15 protein-coding genes and 1 tRNA gene are annotated in these 17018 nt (G+C 73.4%); 7 read left to right on the top strand and 9 right to left on the bottom strand.

The genetic code is table 11. The features are described 5' to 3' along the window. Nucleotides 1–32: 32 nt before the first annotated feature. Together ACH4OA_RS15900 and ACH4OA_RS15895 are read left to right on the top strand one after the other, a co-directional pair. Complete coding sequence (locus ACH4OA_RS15900; RefSeq protein ID WP_397937043.1) at nt 33–1649, top strand: FAD-dependent oxidoreductase; 1617 nt, start codon at nt 33–35, stop codon at nt 1647–1649. 351 nt (nt 1650–2000) lie between these two features. Then, entirely contained in the window at nt 2001–2912 is a 912-nt protein-coding gene (locus tag ACH4OA_RS15895) for a PAC2 family protein (protein ID WP_397937045.1), read from the top strand. Nucleotides 2913–2976: 64 nt separating this feature from the next. On the opposite strand, the gene mshC is transcribed toward ACH4OA_RS15895, so the two are convergent. The 4 genes from mshC to ACH4OA_RS15875 form a co-directional block, all read right to left on the bottom strand. Next, entirely contained in the window at nt 2977–4206 is a 1230-nt protein-coding gene (gene mshC, locus ACH4OA_RS15890; RefSeq protein WP_397937046.1) for a cysteine--1-D-myo-inosityl 2-amino-2-deoxy-alpha-D-glucopyranoside ligase, read from the bottom strand. A gap of 93 nt (nt 4207–4299) precedes the next feature. After that, nucleotides 4300–5124 carry an SCO1664 family protein gene (locus ACH4OA_RS15885; protein ID WP_365882237.1) on the bottom strand — a complete coding sequence of 275 codons (825 nt, stop codon included), beginning with the start codon at nt 5122–5124 and terminating at the stop codon, nt 4300–4302. Further along, the gene (locus ACH4OA_RS15880) at nt 5088–5678 is read right to left on the bottom strand and encodes a DUF3090 domain-containing protein (RefSeq protein WP_365882235.1); all 591 of its coding nucleotides are present in this window, start codon (nt 5676–5678) and stop codon (nt 5088–5090) included. The genes ACH4OA_RS15885 and ACH4OA_RS15880 overlap by 37 nt, the downstream gene beginning before the upstream one ends. A 99-nt stretch (nt 5679–5777) precedes the next feature. Beyond that, entirely contained in the window at nt 5778–6464 is a 687-nt protein-coding gene (locus tag ACH4OA_RS15875; protein ID WP_397937048.1) for a histidine phosphatase family protein, read from the bottom strand. 61 nt (nt 6465–6525) lie between these two features. On the opposite strand from ACH4OA_RS15875, the gene corA reads away from it, so the two are divergent. Then, a complete protein-coding gene (corA, locus tag ACH4OA_RS15870) occupies nt 6526–7521 on the top strand; it encodes a magnesium/cobalt transporter CorA (protein ID WP_397969458.1) in 996 nt (331 codons plus the stop codon). A 294-nt stretch (nt 7522–7815) separates the two neighbouring features. On the opposite strand, the gene ACH4OA_RS15865 is transcribed toward corA, so the two are convergent. Continuing rightward, on the bottom strand, nt 7816–8871 hold the full coding sequence (locus ACH4OA_RS15865) for an LLM class F420-dependent oxidoreductase (RefSeq protein WP_397946598.1): 1056 nt from the start codon (nt 8869–8871) through the stop codon (nt 7816–7818). A 158-nt stretch (nt 8872–9029) separates the two neighbouring features. On the opposite strand from ACH4OA_RS15865, the gene ACH4OA_RS15860 reads away from it, so the two are divergent. Both ACH4OA_RS15860 and ACH4OA_RS15855 read left to right on the top strand, forming a co-directional pair. Then, nucleotides 9030–10013: an aldo/keto reductase gene (locus ACH4OA_RS15860; protein ID WP_397969456.1), complete on the top strand. Its 984-nt coding sequence runs from the start codon at nt 9030–9032 to the stop codon at nt 10011–10013. Continuing rightward, entirely contained in the window at nt 10010–12511 is a 2502-nt protein-coding gene (locus ACH4OA_RS15855; protein WP_397969455.1) for a helix-hairpin-helix domain-containing protein, read from the top strand. The genes ACH4OA_RS15860 and ACH4OA_RS15855 overlap by 4 nt, the downstream gene beginning before the upstream one ends. 80 nt (nt 12512–12591) lie before the next feature. Here the strand turns inward: ACH4OA_RS15855 and ACH4OA_RS15850 are convergent, their stop codons facing one another. Continuing rightward, nucleotides 12592–13293 carry a hypothetical protein gene (locus ACH4OA_RS15850; protein WP_397937055.1) on the bottom strand — a complete coding sequence of 234 codons (702 nt, stop codon included), beginning with the start codon at nt 13291–13293 and terminating at the stop codon, nt 12592–12594. A gap of 47 nt (nt 13294–13340) precedes the next feature. Between ACH4OA_RS15850 and ACH4OA_RS15845 the strand changes: the two genes are divergently transcribed. Then, entirely contained in the window at nt 13341–13529 is a 189-nt protein-coding gene (locus tag ACH4OA_RS15845; RefSeq protein ID WP_043407302.1) for a DUF5703 family protein, read from the top strand. Nucleotides 13530–13682: 153 nt separating this feature from the next. Here the strand turns inward: ACH4OA_RS15845 and ACH4OA_RS15840 are convergent, their stop codons facing one another. The 3 genes from ACH4OA_RS15840 to ACH4OA_RS15830 all read right to left on the bottom strand — a co-directional run bounded on the left by ACH4OA_RS15840 (nt 13683) and on the right by ACH4OA_RS15830 (nt 16339). Then, on the bottom strand, nt 13683–14480 hold the full coding sequence (locus ACH4OA_RS15840) for a chaplin family protein (RefSeq protein WP_397969453.1): 798 nt from the start codon (nt 14478–14480) through the stop codon (nt 13683–13685). A gap of 142 nt (nt 14481–14622) precedes the next feature. After that, nucleotides 14623–14856: a chaplin ChpH gene (gene chpH, locus ACH4OA_RS15835; RefSeq protein ID WP_365941585.1), complete on the bottom strand. Its 234-nt coding sequence runs from the start codon at nt 14854–14856 to the stop codon at nt 14623–14625. A 157-nt stretch (nt 14857–15013) separates the two neighbouring features. Further along, complete coding sequence (locus ACH4OA_RS15830) at nt 15014–16339, bottom strand: M20/M25/M40 family metallo-hydrolase (protein ID WP_365941586.1); 1326 nt, start codon at nt 16337–16339, stop codon at nt 15014–15016. Between the two features lie 218 nt (nt 16340–16557). Between ACH4OA_RS15830 and ACH4OA_RS15825 the strand changes: the two genes are divergently transcribed. Continuing rightward, nucleotides 16558–16645: transfer RNA gene (locus ACH4OA_RS15825), tRNA-Leu, on the top strand. Nucleotides 16646–17018: the final 373 nt, after the last annotated feature.

Raw genomic sequence — 17018 nt, 5'->3', positions numbered from 1 at the left:
CAGACATCTCTGACGAGGAGTAAGTACCCGACATGACCAGTCAGTCCACCCTGCAGTCCGTGCCCGCCCTGGGGACGCACCCGGCCTCCGGCTCCAACCCGAGCCGCGCCGAGACCAGGGAGCAGCTCGCCAAGGCGTCGTACGACCTTCTTGTGATCGGCGGCGGCATCCTGGGCATCTCCACCGCCTGGCACGCCGCCCAGTCCGGTCTCAGGGTGGCGCTGGTCGACGCCGGCGACTTCGCCGGTGCCACCTCCTCCGCCTCCTCCAAGCTGCTCCACGGCGGTCTGCGCTACCTGCAGACCGGCGCGGTGAAGCTGGTGGCGGAGAACCACTTCGAGCGCCGTGCGGTCTCCCGCCAGGTGGCCCCCCACCTGGCGAACCCGCTCACCTTCTACCTCCCCGTGTACAAGGGCGGCCCGCACGGCGCGGCGAAGCTGGGCGCGGGCGTCTTCGCCTACTCGGCGCTCTCCGCGTTCGGCGACGGCGTCGGCCACCTGCTCTCCCCCGCCAAGGCGGCGCAGGACGTGCCCGAGCTGCGCACGGAGAACCTCAAGGCCGTGGCCGTGTACGGCGACGACCAGATGAACGACGCGCGCATGGCGCTGATGACGGTCCGCGCGGCCGTCGAGGCGGGCGCGGTCGTGCTCAACCACGCCGAGGTCGCCGGACTGCGCTTCACCCGGGGCCGGGTCACCGGCGCCGACCTCAGGGACCGGCTGTCCGGCGAGGAGTTCGGCGTCAACGCCCGCCTGGTGCTGAACGCGACCGGCCCCTGGGTCGACCACCTGCGCAGGATGGAGGACCCGGACGCGGCGCCGTCCATCCGGCTGTCCAAGGGCGCGCACCTGGTCCTGAAGCGCACCTCGCCCTGGAAGGCCGCGCTTGCCACCCCCATCGACAAGTACCGCATCACCTTCGCCCTCCCGTGGGAGGACATGCTGCTGCTCGGCACCACCGACGAGGAGTACGAGGGCGACCCGGCGGAGGTGTCCGTCACCGAGCGGGACATAGCCCAGATCCTGGACGAGGCCGCGTTCTCCGTGCGGGACCAGCAGCTCCAGCGGGATCTGATCACCTACGCGTTCGCCGGCCTGCGGGTGCTGCCGGGCGGCCCCGGCGACACCGCCAAGGCCAAGCGCGAGACCGTGGTGACCGAGGGCAAGGGCGGGATGCTGTCCGTCGCGGGCGGCAAGTGGACGACGTTCCGGCACATCGGCCGGACGATCATGAAGAAGCTGGAGGCGCTGCCGGGCCACCCGCTCGGCGACGACTTCGAGCCGGTCTCCTCGCTGCCGAAGAAGATGCCGCTGCCCGGTGTCGCCAACCCGCGCGCGGTCGCCCACCGGCTGCTGGTGGACCACCCGGCGCCCGGCCCGCGCATGGCCGCCGACACCGCCAGGCACCTGGCCACCCACTACGGCTCGCTGGCGTTCGACATCGCCCGCCTGGCGAACGAGAACCCGGAGCTGGCCGAGCGCGTCCACCCCGAGGCCCCCGAGATCTGGGCGCAGGTGGTCTGGGCGCGTGACCACGAGTGGGCCGAGACGCCGGACGACGTGCTGCGCCGCCGGACCACGCTGACCATCCGCGGCCTGGCCACGGACGAGATCCGCGCCAAGGTCCGGGACGTGCTGGACAAGAAGTAGCCGGCAGGCGCGAGGGCGGCCCCCACCGCGAGCGGGGAGGCCGCCCTCGCGCGTGCCCGGGGCCCGGCGCCCGTGCGCGGTGCTGTGCCGGCGCCCGTGCGCGGTGCCGGTGGCGAAGGTGCCGTGCCGGGCGCGCGACGGGCCGTCCGGGGCCGCCGGCCGGTCCCGGGCGGGGGCGGGCCCGGGGAGCGGGCGGAGCGGCACGCTGTGAGTCGGTGATCGCGGGGTGTTCCGTGCCGGGGAACGGGGCAGTGATCCGTTCACACCCCCGTGCAAGGGGACTGCGGGCGCCCCCGCCGGACGCCGTAAGGTTGGTGAGTCAGGCGAGGGCACGTCGGAAGGAGGCACTGGGTGATCGAGCTGGAGGGGGTTCCCGAGCTGATCGACCCAGTCATGGTGGCCGCGTTCGAGGGCTGGAACGATGCCGGCGACGCCGCCTCCACGGCGGTCGCGCACCTGGACCGCGAATGGAAGGGCGAGGTGTTCGCGGCGCTGGACGCCGAGGACTACTACGACTTCCAGGTGAACCGCCCCACGGTGTTCCTGGACGGCGGTGTGCGCAAGATCACGTGGCCGACGACCCGGTTGTCGGTGGTGCGGGTCGGCGGCGACAAGCCGCGCGATCTGGTGCTGGTCCGCGGTATCGAGCCGTCCATGCGGTGGCGCTCGTTCTGCAACGAGCTGCTCGGTTTCGCGCACGAACTCGGCGTGGAGCTGGTGGTGATCCTGGGCGCCCTGCTCGGGGACACCCCGCACACGCGTCCGGTGCCGGTCAGCGGGGTCACGTCCGACCCGGACCTGGCCCGCCGGATGGACCTGGAGGAGACCAAGTACGAGGGCCCGACGGGCATCGTCGGCGTCCTCCAGGAGGCGTGCACGCACGCGGGCGTCCCGGCGGTCTCGCTGTGGGCGGCCGTACCGCACTACGTCTCCCAGCCGCCGAACCCGAAGGCCACGCTGGCGCTGCTCAACCGGCTGGAGGACCTGCTGGACCTGCGGATCCCGCAGGGCGAGCTGCCCGAGGACGCGCGGGCCTGGCAGGTGGGCGTGGACCAGCTCGCGGCCGAGGACAGCGAGGTCGCCGAGTACGTCCAGACGCTGGAGGAGGCCCGGGACACCGCCGAGCTGCCGGAGGCGTCGGGTGAGGCCATCGCCCGCGAGTTCGAGCGGTATCTGCGGCGGCGGGACGTGAGCCCGCCGGGTGGCAAGCCCCGGCCGTCCTCGGGCGGCGCCAAGGACGACGAGGACACCTCGGAGGACTGAGGACACGTGAGAAGGGGCGGTTCCCGTGCGGGAACCGCCCCTTCTCGCGTGTTCGCGACCGTGTCTAGAGGGCCACGCCCAGCAGTGCGTCCACCGCCCTGGTCACCAGGCCCGGGGCCGCGGTGTCGGAACCGCCCCCGGCTTCCTGGCCGGCCGCCCAGCGGTCGACCGCGGCGAGGGCGGCCGGGGCGTCCAGGTCGTGGGCCAGGGCCTCGCGGATCTCCTCCACCAGGGCGTCGGCGGGCGGGCCGTCGGGCCGGGAGACGGCCGCGCGCCAGCGGCCGAGGCGGGCCACGGCGTCCTGGAGGACCTGGTCGGTCCACTCCCAGTCGGCCCGGTAGTGGTGGGCCAGCAGGGCCAGCCGGATGGCGGCGGGGTCGACGCCGTCGCGGCGCAGCCGGGAGACGAAGACGAGGTTGCCCTTGGACTTGGACATCTTCTCGCCGTCCAGGGCGACCATGCCGGCGTGGACGTACGCCTTGGCCATCGGGAACTCGCCGGTGAGCACCTGGGCGTGCGAGGCGCCCATCTCGTGGTGCGGGAAGGCGAGGTCCGAGCCGCCGCCCTGGACGTCGAAGCCCATGCCCAGGTGGTCCAGGGCGATGGCCACGCACTCGATGTGCCAGCCGGGGCGGCCCCGGCCGAGCGAGCCGCCGTCCCAGCTGGGCTCGCCCTCGCGGGCCGCCATCCACAGCATCGGGTCCAGCGGGTTCTTCTTGCCCGGGCGGTCCGGGTCGCCGCCGCGCTCGGCGGACAGCAGCCGCATCGCGGCGGCGTCCAGGCGTGACACCGTCCCGAAGTGCGGGTCGGACTCGACGGAGAAGTAGACGTCGCCTTCCAGCTCGTAGGCCGCGCCGAGGTCGCGCAGCCGCTCCACGAGCGGGACGATGCCCGGTATCGCCTCGACGGCACCGATGTAGTGCCGCGGCGGGAGCATCCGCAGGGCGGTCATGTCCTCGCGGAAGAGGGCCGTCTCCTTCTCGGCGAGGCCGGTCCAGTCGACGCCGTCCCGCTCGGCCCGCTCCAGCAGCGGATCGTCGACGTCGGTGACGTTCTGGACGTAGTGAACCTGCCGCTTGGTGTCGAGCCACACGCGCTGCACCAGGTCGAACGCGTTGTAGGTCGCCGCGTGACCCATGTGGGTCGCGTCGTACGGCGTGATGCCGCAGACGTAGATGCGGGCGACGGGACCGGGGTCGAGGGAGACCAGGCCGCCGGTCGCGGTGTCGTGGATCCTCAGGTCGCGGCCCTGACCAGGCAGGGCGGGGACCTCGGAAGCGGGCCAGGCATGCATGTACATGAGCCTAACCGGCGCCGAGCTGCGGATACGAACGGGATCGGGCCTGACGGCCGGTTTCGCGGTCTTGTACCTCGGCGCCGGATGTGCTCACACGGGCGGCCAGGGGATGGCGGGCCACTCTCCACTGGGCTCCGGGTGCAGGCCCGAGGCGAGCAGCGCCTCGACTCGCGCGCGTGTGGCGTCGGTCTCGGCCGCCGTGATCAGCCCCGTCAGCCGCTCGCCGAGCGGGCCGTCCAGGGCGTCCCGGAGCCGCTTGAGCACGTCGACGGCCTCCGGGGTGAGCGGTTCCCCGGCCCAGCCCCACAGCAGGGTGCGCAGCTTGTTGTCGACGTTGAAGGTGACGCCGTGGTCGATGCCGTAGAGCCGGCCGTCGGCGGTGGGCAGCAGGTGGCCGCCCTTGCGGTCGGCGTTGTTGATCACCGCGTCCAGGACGGCGAGCCGGCGCAGCCGCTCGTCGTCGGCGTGCACCAGCAGCGCGGTGCGGCCCTCGCCGACCTCGGCGAGGCCGATCGCCTTCCAGCCCGGCTCCGGTTCCCCGGCGTCGACCAGGGCGAGCAGTTCCGCCTCGGCGTGCACGTCGATCCACAGCTGGCACATGCCCTCGCCGTACGGCCCGTCGCGCAGCACGGTCGGCGGCACCAGGCCCCAGCCGGTGGCCTCGGAGACCTCGTAGGCGGCCACCTCGCGGCCCGCCAGGGTGCCGTCGGGGAAATCCCACAGCGGGCGCTCCCCGGCCACCGGCTTGTACACGCAGGAGGCGGTGTGACCGTCCAGGGCGACCGTGCACAGCAGCGCCGCGTTGGACGCCTCGCGGATCCGTCCGCGCACGGTCAGTTCACCCCGCGCGAGCAGTCCGGCGGGGTCGGGACCGGCCGTCACGCTCCCCGGCGGTATCCGTTCTGGCGCGGACATACGTGTCCTTCCGGATCGAGCGGGAGGCTGCACAGCGGGCACGGCGGCCGCCCGGCGTTGACGACGTCGAGGGCGCGCTTGGCGAAGGCCCGGGCCTGCGCGCCGGTCAGCCGGACCCGCAGCATCGGGGGCCCGTTCTCCTCGTCCTGGAGCAGGCGCTCCTCGGCCTCGGCGAGGTCCTCGTCCGTGTCGGCGTCCAGCTCGACCAGGGCCTGCGCCTCGACGATCATGCGCTGGTCCTCGCCGTCCCAGGCCAGGGCCATGGTGCCGACGCGGAACTCCTCCTCGATGGGAGTGTCGAGCGGGGCGCTGTCGGCGACCTCCGTGGGTACCACGGCGGGGACGGCGGCGCTGCCGCCACTACGCCGTACGACCTCGTCCAGCAGTTCGTCCATGCGCTCGGCGAGCGCGGCGACCTGGGTCTTCTCCAGGGCCACGCTGGTCACCCGGGAGCCTGCGGTGGCCTGGAGGAAGAACGTACGGCGCCCGGGCAGTCCGACCGTGCCGGCCACGAAGCGGTCCGGCTGGTCGTAGAGGAACACCTGACGGGACACGTCCTGTCTCCATTGATGTCGTGGTTTCGTAAGGTTCGGCGGTGCTGGCCGTGCGGGTAAGCGACGGGGTGGATCGCTTCACCCTACTGCGACCGACGATCACGGTGCGCCCGCACCGCCCCCGACCGGTGCGTCGCCCTCGCCGGGTTCCTCGCGCGGGACCAGGGAGGCGAAGTCGCCGGTGTCGCCGAGGCGCACCAGGAACGGCCGGAGCCGGGTGTAGCGGATCACGGTGACGGAGCACGGCTCCACGGAGATCCGCTGGAAGAGGTCGAGGTGCAGACCGAGGGCGTCGGCGACGAGGGACTTGATGATGTCGCCGTGGGAGCACATCAGGTAGACGGCGTCGGCGCCGTGGTCGCGCTCCACGCGGGCGTTCCACTCGCGGACGGCCTCGGCGGCGCGGGTCTGCATGGCCCGCATGGACTCGCCGCCCGGGAAGGCGGCGGCGGACGGATGGGCCTGCACGACCTGCATCAGCGGCTCGTCGTTCAGCTCGGCCAGCTTGCGGCCGGACCAGTCGCCGTAGTCGCACTCCGAGATGCGCTCCTCGGCGTGGGCGCTCAGGCCGGGGCGCGCGTCCAGCAGCGGCTGCACGGTCTCCCGGCAGCGCTGGAGCGGGCTGGTGACCACCTCGTGGACCGGCAGGCCGGCCAGCCGCGCGGGCAGCGCGGCGGCCTGGGCGGCGCCGCGCTCGTCCAGCGCGACGCCGGGTGTCCGCCCGGCGAGCAGGCCCGAGGTGTTGGCGGTGGAACGTCCGTGCCTTACGAGGATCAGCGTGGGCATGCGGCAAGGGTAGGCGCATCGGGAAGTGCGCCGTTGACCGGGCGAAGGGAGAATGCGCTCCGTGATCATGGACTGCGCCGTGTACCGGCACGGGCACCGCACCAAGGGTTCCGGGGACCTGTCCGACGCGCTGGACGCGGCGCGGGCGGCGGGCGGCTTCGTGTGGATCGGTCTGCACGAGCCATCGGAGGGGGAGTTCGACCTGGTCACCCAGGAGTTCGGACTGCACCCGCTGGCCGTGGAGGACGCGCTCAAGGCACATCAGCGGCCCAAGCTGGAGGTGTACGACGACTCGTTGTTCATGGTGCTGAAACCGGTCGTCTACGAGCCCGAGAGCGACACGGTCTCGGCCGGCGAGGTGATGGTCTTCGTCGGCGAGAACTTCGTGGTCACGGTCCGCCACGGCGACGGTGCGCCGCTGGCGGCCGTGCGGCACCGGCTGGAGAAGGAGCCGGACATGCTCGACAAGGGGCCGACCGCCGTGCTGTACGCGATCGCCGACGCCACCGTCGACCACTATCTGGAGGTGGCGACGGAGCTGCAGACCGACCTCGACGAGCTGGAGGCGGAGGTGTTCCGGCCGGAAGTGGGCGGTTCCCGCAACACCGCGTCCCGGATCTACACCTTCAAGCGGCAGGTCCTGGAGTTCCGCCGGGCGACCGGGCCGCTCGCGCTGCCGCTGGCCCGGCTGGCCGGCAGCGGTCCGCTCGGCACGTCGGTGCCGTTCGTGCACGACGAGTCGCGGCCCTTCTTCCGGGACGTGAACGACCACCTCACGCGCGTGTCGGAGAGCGTGGAGGCCCTGGACCGGCTGGTTTCGGACATCCTGTCGGCGCATCTGGCGCAGATGAGCGTCCGGCAGAACGACGACATGCGCAAGATCTCCGCGTGGGCGGCGATGGCCGCGGTCCCCACCATGATCGCGGGCATCTACGGCATGAACTTCGACCACATGCCCGAGCTGCACTGGGTGTGGTCGTACCCGGCGGTGATCGTGGTGATGGCCGCGCTGGAGGTGCTGCTGTACGGGCTGTTCAAGCGGCGCGGCTGGCTGTGAGCGCGAGCCGGCCGGCCGAGCGCGCGGTCCGGGGCGGGGGCGCCACGGTCACCTGGGCGGGGCGGTGGTGACGCGTGACGGAGGCGGCCGGGGCGGTGGTGTCCCGGGGCGGAGGCGGCCGGGGCGGACGCGGCACGGGGCGGTGGTGACCCGGGGCGGGGCGGGCCGGTGGTGATCGTGGCGGGAAAGAAGGGACCGGAGGTCGTAACCGGGCGGTGCCGGGCGCGTTGTTCTCCGTGACGGCCGTGGCGGGGAAGACACCCCGAGCCCCCACCACGGCCGTGGAAGACTCCGTCAGGCCAGCCCGGCGCGCTCCAGGGCCTCACTGCCGGCCCGCAGCGAGGCGATCCGCTCCTCCAGCGTGAAGCCGGCCGGGGACAGGCTGAGGGTGGTGACGCCGGCGGCGGCGTAGGCCTGCATCCGGTCGGCGATCCGGTCGACGGAGCCCAGCAGCGTGGTCTGGTCGATGAGGTCCTGCGGGACCGCGGCGGCGGCACCGTCCTTGTCCCCGGACAGGTAGGCGCGCTGGATCTCGGCGGCCGCCTCCTCGTAGCCCATGCGCTGGGCGAGCCGGTTGTAGAAGTTCTGCTTGGCGCTGCCCATGCCGCCCACGTACAGCGCGGTGTACGGGCGGAAGGCGTCCGCGAGCCGGGCCACGTCCCGGTCCTCGCCGACGGCGATCGGCAGGGTCGGGCACACGTCGAACCCCTCCAGCGTCAGGCCCGCCTTCTCCCGGCCCGCGCGCAGGTACCCGATCGTGGTCTCCTCCAGGTGCTCGGCGGAGGGGAAGATGAGCAGCGCGCCGTCGGCGATCTCGCCGGTCTGCTCCAGGTTCTTCGGACCGATCGCGGCGATGTAGAGCGGGATGTGCTCGCGCTGGGGGTGCACGGTCAGCTTGAGCGGCTTGCCCGGGCCGCCGGGCAGCGGCAGCGTCCAGTGCTCGCCGTCGTACGCCAGCCGTTCCCGGGTCAGCGCCCTGCGGACGATCTCCACGTACTCGCGGGTGCGGGCGAGCGGCTTGTCGAACGTGACGCCGTACCAGCCCTCGGAGACCTGCGGCCCGGAGACGCCGAGGCCGAGCCGGAACCGGCCGCCGGAGAGCGAGTCGAGCGTGGCGGCGGTCATCGCGGTCATCGCGGGCTGGCGGGCCGGGATCTGGAAGATGGCCGAGCCGACGTCGATGCGTTCGGTGCGCGCGGCGACCCAGCTGAGCACGGTGGCCGCGTCGGAGCCGTAGGCCTCGGCGGCCCAGCACACCGCGTAGCCCAGCCGGTCGGCCTCCTGCGCGACGGCCAGGTTGTCGCCGTCCATTCCGGCACCCCAGTACCCCAGGTTGATCCCGAGCTGCATACGCGCTTCCCCTTACCGGTGAGTAACGTCCCTTGACCGTGACCTTAGCGCGCGGCGGGCGGCGGTTGTCCACAGGCCACCACGCGGTGCGGAGCGCGGCCGGACCGGTTGTCCACAGGCCACCCACCGCACCGGTTCCGGCCAGTAATCTCGCCCGCATGGAGCAGAGGCATCTGGGCCGTACCGGCCTGCGCGTGTCCCGGATCGGGCTCGGCACCCTCACCTGGGGACGGGACACCGACGAGCACGACGCCGCGGACATGCTGAAAGCGTTCTGGGAGGCCGGCGGGAGCCTCGTCGACACCGCGGACGTGTACGGCGACGGAGAGGCGGAGTACCTGCTCGGACGGCTCATGGACGGCCTGGTGCCGCGCCGGGACCTGGTCGTCTCCACCAAGGCCGGCAGCGTGCCCGACCCCGACCGCCGCTTCGACGGCTCCCGCGGCCACCTGCTCGCCGCCCTCGACGCCTCGCTGGCCCGGCTCGGCACGGAGTACGTCGACGTGTGGCACATCCACGCCTACGACCCGGACACCCCGCTGGAGGAGACGCTCCAGGCCCTCGACCTCGCGGTGAGCAGCGGCCGGGCGCGGTACGCGGGCGTGTCCAACTTCTGCGGCTGGCAACTGGCCAAGGCGGCCACCTGGCAGCTCGCGGCGCCGGGCACCCGCACCCGGCTGGCCAGCACGCAGATGGAGTACTCGCTGCTCCAGCGCGGTGTGGAGCGCGAGGTGCTGCCGGCCGCGCGCGACCTCGGGATCGGCCTGCTGCCCTCCTCCCCGCTCGGCCGGGGCGTGCTCACCGGCAAGTACCGGCACAGCACTCCCGCGGACTCGCGCGGCGCCTCCGAGCACCTGGCGCCGTTCGTCGAGCCGTATCTGGACGACACGGCGACCCGCATCGTGGACGCGGTGACGACGGCGGCGGACGGGCTCGCGGTCAGCCCGCTCCAGGTGGCCCTGGCCTGGGTGCGGGACCGGCCCGGGGTGACCGCGCCGGTCGTCGGCGCGCGCACCGCGCAGCAGCTCACGGCGGCGTTGTCAGTGGAGGCCCTTAGTCTTCCTGACGAGATCTGCCGGGCGCTGGACGATGTGTCGGCGCCCGTGCACCGCTACCCCGATCACGACTGGAGCACGCTGTGAGCACGGAGCCGGAGACCACGGAGGAAGCCGGGCCGGGGACGCCGGACACCCGTGACACCCCGGACCAGGGCACGGACGGAGGCGTCGCGGCCGAGAGCGCGGAGGCGGCCGAGGACGCGCCCGAAGGTCCCGGGGGTACGGGGGGTACGGAGATGGCCGACGGCGCGTCCGAGGGTTCCGCCGGGGCGCAGGACAGCGGCGCCGTGGAGGACACCGGCGCTGTGGACGACACCGGCGCCGTGGGGGCCGGGGAAGGCGGGCAGGAGGCGCAGGCCGCCGCCGAGGGCACGGAAGACACCGCCAAGGGCGAGGGAGACACCGCCGAGGGCGGGGCCGGCGCGGCCGAGGGCGGGGCCGGCGCGGCCGGGCTGTCCGAGGCTGCGGCCGAGCTGGCCGCGCAGCGGATCGAGCGCGAGCGGATCGAGCGGCGCAAGGCCGAGCGGGACCGGATCGCCAGCGGTGCCAAGCTCAGCGGCACGGCGGCCGACCTGCTCGCGGCGGTCCGGGCCGTGGAGAGCGGCGAGAAGCCGGTGGCCACGGCGTTCGCCGGGCCCGCGCCGGCACCGCGCCGCCCCGCCCCGGAACCGGCGCGCAGGCCCCGGCCCGTCCCGGTCCCGGCCGCCCCCGCCGGACCCGCGCCGGAGACCGTCGACGCCGTGCGCGCCGTGCTCACCGAGGGCGGCGCACCCGAGACCCTGGCTCCCCAGGTCGCGGCGGTCCTCGGCGAGGGCGCCGGCACCGTGCTCCGCGAGGACCCCTGGCAGTTGCTCCAGGTCGGCGGGGTGCGGCCGGAACAGGCCGACGGCTTCGCCCGGGCGCTGCTCGGTGCCGCGTGCGGTCCGGACGACGAGCGGCGGGGCCGGGCGCTGACCGTCTGGCTGCTGGAGCAGGCGGCCGTGGCCGGGCACACCGCCCTGGAACTGCCCGCGCTCACCGCGGCGCTGGGCCGGCAGGGCGTGCCCGACCCGGACGGGGCGCTGCAGGACGCCCTCGCCGAGGGTGAGGCGCTGGCGTTCCAGGACGCCCTGGAGGAGCCCGGCGCCCCCACACCCCAGCAGACCGGCGCCGACGAGGAGCCGGACGAGGAGGAGCGGCCGGTCCGGGTCCTGGTCGGTCTGGAGCGGTACGCGCTGGCCGAGGAGAGCCTCGCGGACGGTCTGGCCCGCCTGGTCAACTCCCTGGCCGCGGAGGCCGGTCAGGCCTGGGAGGAGGTCGCGGCCGGGCTGTCCGGCGGTGCCGCCGAGCTGGCCCGCGCGGTCGCCGGGCACGGCCTGGTGCTGCACACCGGCGGGGAGGCGGCCCGCGCGGAACCGGCCGCGCTGCTCGGCGCCGCCCGCGCCGCGGGCCTGCGGGCCTTCGCCGCCTGCCACACCCCGGACGGACACCGGCGGCTGGCCCCGCACCCGGGCGGAGCATCCGCGCCGCGCGGCGGTGACCGTGCCGAACCGGGCGGGGACCGTCCCGAGCTGGGCGGTGACCGTGGCGAGCCGGGCGGTGACCGTGGCGAGCCGGGCAGGGGCCCGGATGTGTCCGGCGGCGGTCCCGACGAGCCAGGCGTGGGCACGGTGGCCGGGCTGCTGTCCGGTGCCGAGGGTCCGGGCCGGGACGCGGACGGTGCCCTGGCACTCGATCTGCTGATCGTGCTGGACGCGCCCCAGCTCGACGTGGAGGGCGCGGCCATGCTGGTGGAGTCGCTGCCGGACGGGGCCCGGCTGGTGCTCAGCGGCGACCCCGCGGTGCTGTGGTCGGCCGGTCCGGGCCGGGTCTTCGCCGACCTGCTCGCGGCCCGGACCTGCCCGCAGATCGCCTCCCGTGTCCCCGACCCCGGTCCGCTGGGCGAGCTGGTCTCCGGCATCGGCGCGGGCGAGCTGAACCAGGTCGCCGCGCCCGGCAAGGAGATCGTCATCGTGCCGGTGCGGGACGCGGGCGAGGCGGTGCACCGGACGGTGCAGCTGGTCGCGGACTCGGTGCCACGGGCGATCGGCGTCCCGGCCGACCAGACCGTGGTGATCACCCCGGGCCACGGCGGCGCCGCGGGCACCCGTGCCCTGAACTCCGCGCTGAAGGAGCGCCTCAACCCGGGCCCGGGCCGGTTCGGCGGCTTCGATCCCGGGGACCGGATCGCCTACTCCCCCGCGCCGGGCCGCACGCTGCCGGGCGTGGTGGCGAAGGCCGACGCCGACGGACTGCACCTGACGTGCGCCGGCGGCCCCGTCGTCGTACCCCCGGAGCGGGTGGAGGGCAGTGTCCGGCACGGCTGGGCGCTGACCGCGCACCAGGCGGCCGGCACCCGCTGGCCGGCGGCGGTGGTGGTGCTGCCCGGTGACGCCGCGCAGGCGCTCAGCCGACCCTGGGTGTACACGGCGTTCGGCCGGGCCGAGCGGCATCTGTCCGTGGTCCACGGCGTGGAGCAGGCCCTGCCGAGAGCGGTCGCGGAGGTGCCGGCCAAGCCTCGTACGACCCGGCTGCAGACCCTGCTGCGGACGCAGGCCGTCTGAGGTCCCGCGGGACTCGCGCGCCACAGGGCGGCGGGCGGCGGTGCCGTGGCCGTACCAGGCCCTACGGCACCGCCGCCCGCTCACTTGCCGGTGTCGAGCGGCTCCAGCTCCTCGCCGTCCTCATCCTCGTCGGCGTCCTCGTCGACGAAGTCGATGTCGTCCTCGTCGTGGGAGACCTCGTCGTCGAACACCGCGCTCACGTCGAACCGGCACACGACCGCCTGTGCGTCGATGTGGTCGAACGGCGCCGCCAGCCACTCCCCGGCCTCGGGTGGTTCCTCCGCCGCCGTGACCCAGAGCGTGGAGTCGCCCTCCTCCAGACCGAACTCCTTGTGCCGGGAGGCGATCTCGTCGGGTTCGAACTCGCCGAACAGGATGCCCAGCGCCCCGGGGACGGACCCGGCGGCCTCGTCGTCCGGTCCCTCGTCGTACTCCGCCGCCTCGACCCGCTGGGCCTGGGCGAGCAGCCGCTGGGGTTCCGCCACGGTGTAGTCGCGGCGGATCAGCACGCTGATCGCGTTCGGTTCGCCGGGCCCGGCGTACGGCGGCAGCGTCTCCTCGGCGCCGGGGATCTCGAAGGGCGTGACCTCGTCGTAACGGTCGTAGAGCAGTTCGTCGTACGCCTCGGCGGCAGCGGCCAGCTGGTTGAACGCCTCCGAGACGGCCGGATCGTCCTCCCCCGACCTGCGTTCGACCGCGGCGAGATGACGGTCGAGCGCGGTCTTGACCGCCTCGGCGGCGGCGCGTACCTCGGCAGCGGTGGGCTGCGCAGCATCAGACATAGTGCAGACGCTATCCGTACTGGGCACCACCCCGCACAATAGATGCGATGCCGGAATACGAATTTGTCGACGTGTACGTGCCGCGCGGGGTGTCCCGCAAGGAGGCGACGCGTCTGCTGACGGATCATGCCGAGTACGGACACTGGGAGTTGGACCGACTGAGTCTGTTGCGCGACGGGAGTCGCAAGGTGCGGTTGCGCCGGCGGATCATCCGCCAGGTGCGTGCCACCTGGTGACTCCGGGAACGTCACCGCGGAGGTGACCGGACACTACGGAAAGCGGGCCCCGCCGGCATGGCAGGGCCCGCTCCGTCGTCCGGTCACGGTTGTCGGATCACGGTTCTCGCGGCCCAGTGCCCCGGATCACGGCTCCGGGCCGGATTCCTCCGGTCACACCGCGGCCCGGGCCTTGCGGTAGAGGACCGCGCCCGCGAGCACCGCGCCCGCGCCGGCCGGCAGCGCGATGCCGAGCGGGATCTCGCTGCCCGTGTGCGCGAGCCGGCCGCCGGCCTCGAGGTAGGCGGGGTGAGCCGTCCGCGCCGTGACCTGCGTGGCGCCGTGGGCCGTGGAGCCGCCGGTGCCCGGGTGGGCGCCCTGCGTGCCCGGGTGGGCGCCCGTACCCGACCCGCCGGGCCTGCCCGGGTGAGCGGGCGTACCGGGCTTGTCCGGGTGTCCGGGGTGGCCCGGCTTCCCGGGGTGCCCCGGCCGGCCGGGGCGGTCCGGGTGTCCGGGCTGGCCCGGGGTGCCGTGTCCGCCGTCGTCGGCGCAGTCGTTGCCCGCCGTGGTGTTCCCGGCGCCGATCACGTCGACGCTGTTGCCGCACACGTTCACCGGGATGTCGACCGGCACCTGCACCGTGTTGCCGGAGCCGACGCCCGGCGAGCCGCCGGTGCCGCCGTCCGCGCGCGAGCCGCCGGAGCCGGCGTGCGGGCCGGCCGGAGCGCCGCCGTGCTGGACGCATGTGTTGCCCACCGCCGGGTTGAGCAGCCCGACGACGTTCACGGTGTTGCCGCAGATGTTCACGGGCGCGTGCACCGGCACCTGCACCGTGTTGCCGGACAGTACGCCCGGTGAGCCGCCGGCGGCGCCCGCGGCACCCGAGTCGGCGTGTGCGTACCCGCTCGCGGCGGCGATCACGCCGGTCGCGGCGGCCATGGTCATCAGGCCCTTGCGCGTGCTCTGTCGCATGCTGGATTCCCCCCTGCCTTCCTTGCTTTCCGTCCCGGAAAGACCAGTGCCTCGTTCTCGGAAAGCCGGTCGGCCCCGGAGCGCGCGGCGCGCGCTCCGGGGCCGACGGCTCGTCAAAGAAACGCCCCTCAGGGAGCCGGTGTCAGTCGTTGACGCAGGTGTTGCCGAAGGCGGGGTTCAGGAGCCCGATCACGTTGATCGTGTTGCCGCACACGTTCACCGGGACGTGCACGGGCACCTGGATGACATTGCCGGACACGACACCCGGGGAACCCACGGCGGCACCCTGGGCACCGGAATCGGCGACGGCGAGACCCGCGCCCGCGAGAACGAGACCACCGGTGGCGACCGCGGCAGCGACGACCTTCTTGATCATTCTTCCTCCTAGTTGACAGTGCGACCCCAAGGCGCGGGGTCACATCAGATGCAACGAGGAGGAACTAATGAAGCTACGAACTGATCGTCGCATTCACCCTTCTCAGTGCGGCTCGTACGGCTGCCCGAATCCCCCGGCGCGACGGCCGGGGGCGGTCTCAGGACGCGTCGATGAAGCGGTCGAGTACCCGCACGCCGAACTGGAGCCCGTCGACCGGCACCCGCTCGTCCACGCCGTGGAACATGCCGGCGAAGTCCAGCTCCGGCGGCAGCTTCAGCGGGGCGAAGCCGAAGCCGCGGATGCCGAGGTCGTCGAAGGACTTGGCGTCGGTGCCGCCGGAGAGCATGTACGGGATCGCCTTGGCGGTCGGGTCCTCGGCGAGCAGCGCGGACTGCATGGCCGCCACCAGGTCGCCGTCGAAGTCGGTCTCCAGCGCCTTGTCGGTGTGCACGTCCTCGCGGCGCACGTGCGGGCCGAGCAGCCGGTCGAGGTCGGCGAGGAACTCCTCCTCGTGGCCGGGCAGGAAGCGTCCGTCGATGTGGGCGGTGGCCTCGCCCGGGATGACGTTGACCTTGTAGCCGGCGTTGAGCTGGGTGGGGTTGGCGGTGTTGGAGAGGGTCGCGCCGATCAGCTTGGCGATGCCGCCCAGCTTGGCGATGGTGGCCTCCATGTCCTCCGGGTCCAGCTCGGTGCCGAGCGCGTCGCCCAGTTCGTCGAGGAAGGCCCGGGTGGTCTTGGTCACACGCACCGGGAACTTGTGCCGGCCGACCCGGGCGACCGCCTCCGACAGCTCGGTGATGGCGTTGTCGCGGTGGATCATCGACCCGTGCCCGGCGGTGCCGGCCACCGTCAGCTTCATCCAGTGCATGCCCTTCTCGGCCGTCTGGATGAGATAGAGCCGCCGCTGGTCGTTCACGGTGAAGGAGAAGCCGCCGACCTCGCTGATCGCCTCGGTGACGCCCTCGAACAGCTCGGGGTGGTGGTCGACCAGGTGGCGGGCGCCGTAGGTGCCGCCCGCCTCCTCGTCGGCGAGGAAGGCGACCACGATGTCCCGCGGCGGCCGGCGGCCGCTGCGCAGCCGGTCCCGGACGACCGCGAGCGTCATGGCGTCCATGTCCTTCATGTCGACGGCCCCGCGCCCCCACACGCACCCGTCGGCGACCTCACCGGAGAACGGGTCGTGGGTCCAGTCGACGGCGTTGGCCGGTACGACGTCCAGGTGGCCGTGGATGAGCAGCGCGGGCCGGGACGGGTCCTCGCCCTCGATGCGGGCCACCGTGGAGGCGCGGCCGGGGTGCGACTCGTAGACCTTCGGCTCCAGTCCGACCTCGGCCAGCTTCTCGGCGACCCATTCGGCGGCCTTGCGCTCGCCCGGTCCGGAGTGGTCGCCGTAGTTGCTGGTGTCGAACCGGATCAGCTCGCGGCAGAGGTCCACGACCTCGTCCTCGCCGGTGACGTTCCTGGCCGTGTCCGTCTCGCTCACGCTGCTTCCTCCCGCTGTCACTGCTGGTGGTTCCCCCATCCTCTCCCCGCCCCCGCCCCGGGCCCAAGACGGGGCCCGGCCTGTGACACCCCGTTCACGTGCGGCCGGCGACGGGGCCCGGGGGGTGATCGGCCACCCTCGAAAGCCTGGTAATGTTTCCTTCGTCGCCGCGAGGGAAACCCCCGCCGAAGGGGAAGTCCCGCAGCGACAGACACCTTGTCCGGGTGGCGGAATGGCAGACGCGCTAGCTTGAGGTGCTAGTGCCCTTTATCGGGCGTGGGGGTTCAAGTCCCCCCTCGGACACCAGAGAAAAACCCCAGCTGAGCTGGGGTTTTTCTGTTCGTGGGAGTGTGGCGCGACCGGCCGCGTGGCGAGCAACTGAGCAAACGTCCTGGCCAGACCCAGGCCATGGGCGGTACGCCGTGGCTGCCGGGGTGACAAGGAACCGACTTGGACACCACCGCACCGAGGGCGCCGGACGCTGTGACCACACGCTGGGCGAGACAACCTCCGGGTCCTCGCCCATGAGTACGTCCGGCCTGACTCGGGTGGGCTACAACGCGACCCGGCTGGACCGGGCCCCGTTCCATCCCTCGTTTTGTCACCCCTATGTGCCAGTTCGACGAAGCAGCGCTTACGGCTCGGTTGATCCGGCAGAAATCCTAGGACTACGGGGCCC

The organism is Streptomyces sp. NPDC017095 (assembly GCF_044332325.1).
Taxonomy (GTDB): domain Bacteria; phylum Actinomycetota; class Actinomycetes; order Streptomycetales; family Streptomycetaceae; genus Streptomyces.
This window is presented reverse-complemented; position numbering and strand designations above follow the sequence as displayed.

Excerpts from the sequence above, each read along its gene's own strand:
- ACH4OA_RS15845 (WP_043407302.1), top strand. The coding sequence starts at position 13,341 with ATGCCGGAATACGAATTTGTCGACGTGTACGTGCCGCGCGGGGTGTCC.
- ACH4OA_RS15860 (WP_397969456.1), top strand. The coding sequence starts at position 9,030 with ATGGAGCAGAGGCATCTGGGCCGTACCGGCCTGCGCGTGTCCCGGATC.
- mshC (WP_397937046.1), bottom strand. The coding sequence starts at position 4,206 with ATGCATGCCTGGCCCGCTTCCGAGGTCCCCGCCCTGCCTGGTCAGGGC.
- ACH4OA_RS15885 (WP_365882237.1), bottom strand. The coding sequence starts at position 5,124 with ATGTCCGCGCCAGAACGGATACCGCCGGGGAGCGTGACGGCCGGTCCC.
- ACH4OA_RS15875 (WP_397937048.1), bottom strand. The coding sequence starts at position 6,464 with ATGCCCACGCTGATCCTCGTAAGGCACGGACGTTCCACCGCCAACACC.
- ACH4OA_RS15850 (WP_397937055.1), bottom strand. The coding sequence starts at position 13,293 with ATGTCTGATGCTGCGCAGCCCACCGCTGCCGAGGTACGCGCCGCCGCC.
- ACH4OA_RS15840 (WP_397969453.1), bottom strand. The coding sequence starts at position 14,480 with ATGCGACAGAGCACGCGCAAGGGCCTGATGACCATGGCCGCCGCGACC.
- ACH4OA_RS15900 (WP_397937043.1), top strand. The coding sequence starts at position 33 with ATGACCAGTCAGTCCACCCTGCAGTCCGTGCCCGCCCTGGGGACGCAC.
- chpH (WP_365941585.1), bottom strand. The coding sequence starts at position 14,856 with ATGATCAAGAAGGTCGTCGCTGCCGCGGTCGCCACCGGTGGTCTCGTT.
- ACH4OA_RS15865 (WP_397946598.1), bottom strand. The coding sequence starts at position 8,871 with ATGCAGCTCGGGATCAACCTGGGGTACTGGGGTGCCGGAATGGACGGC.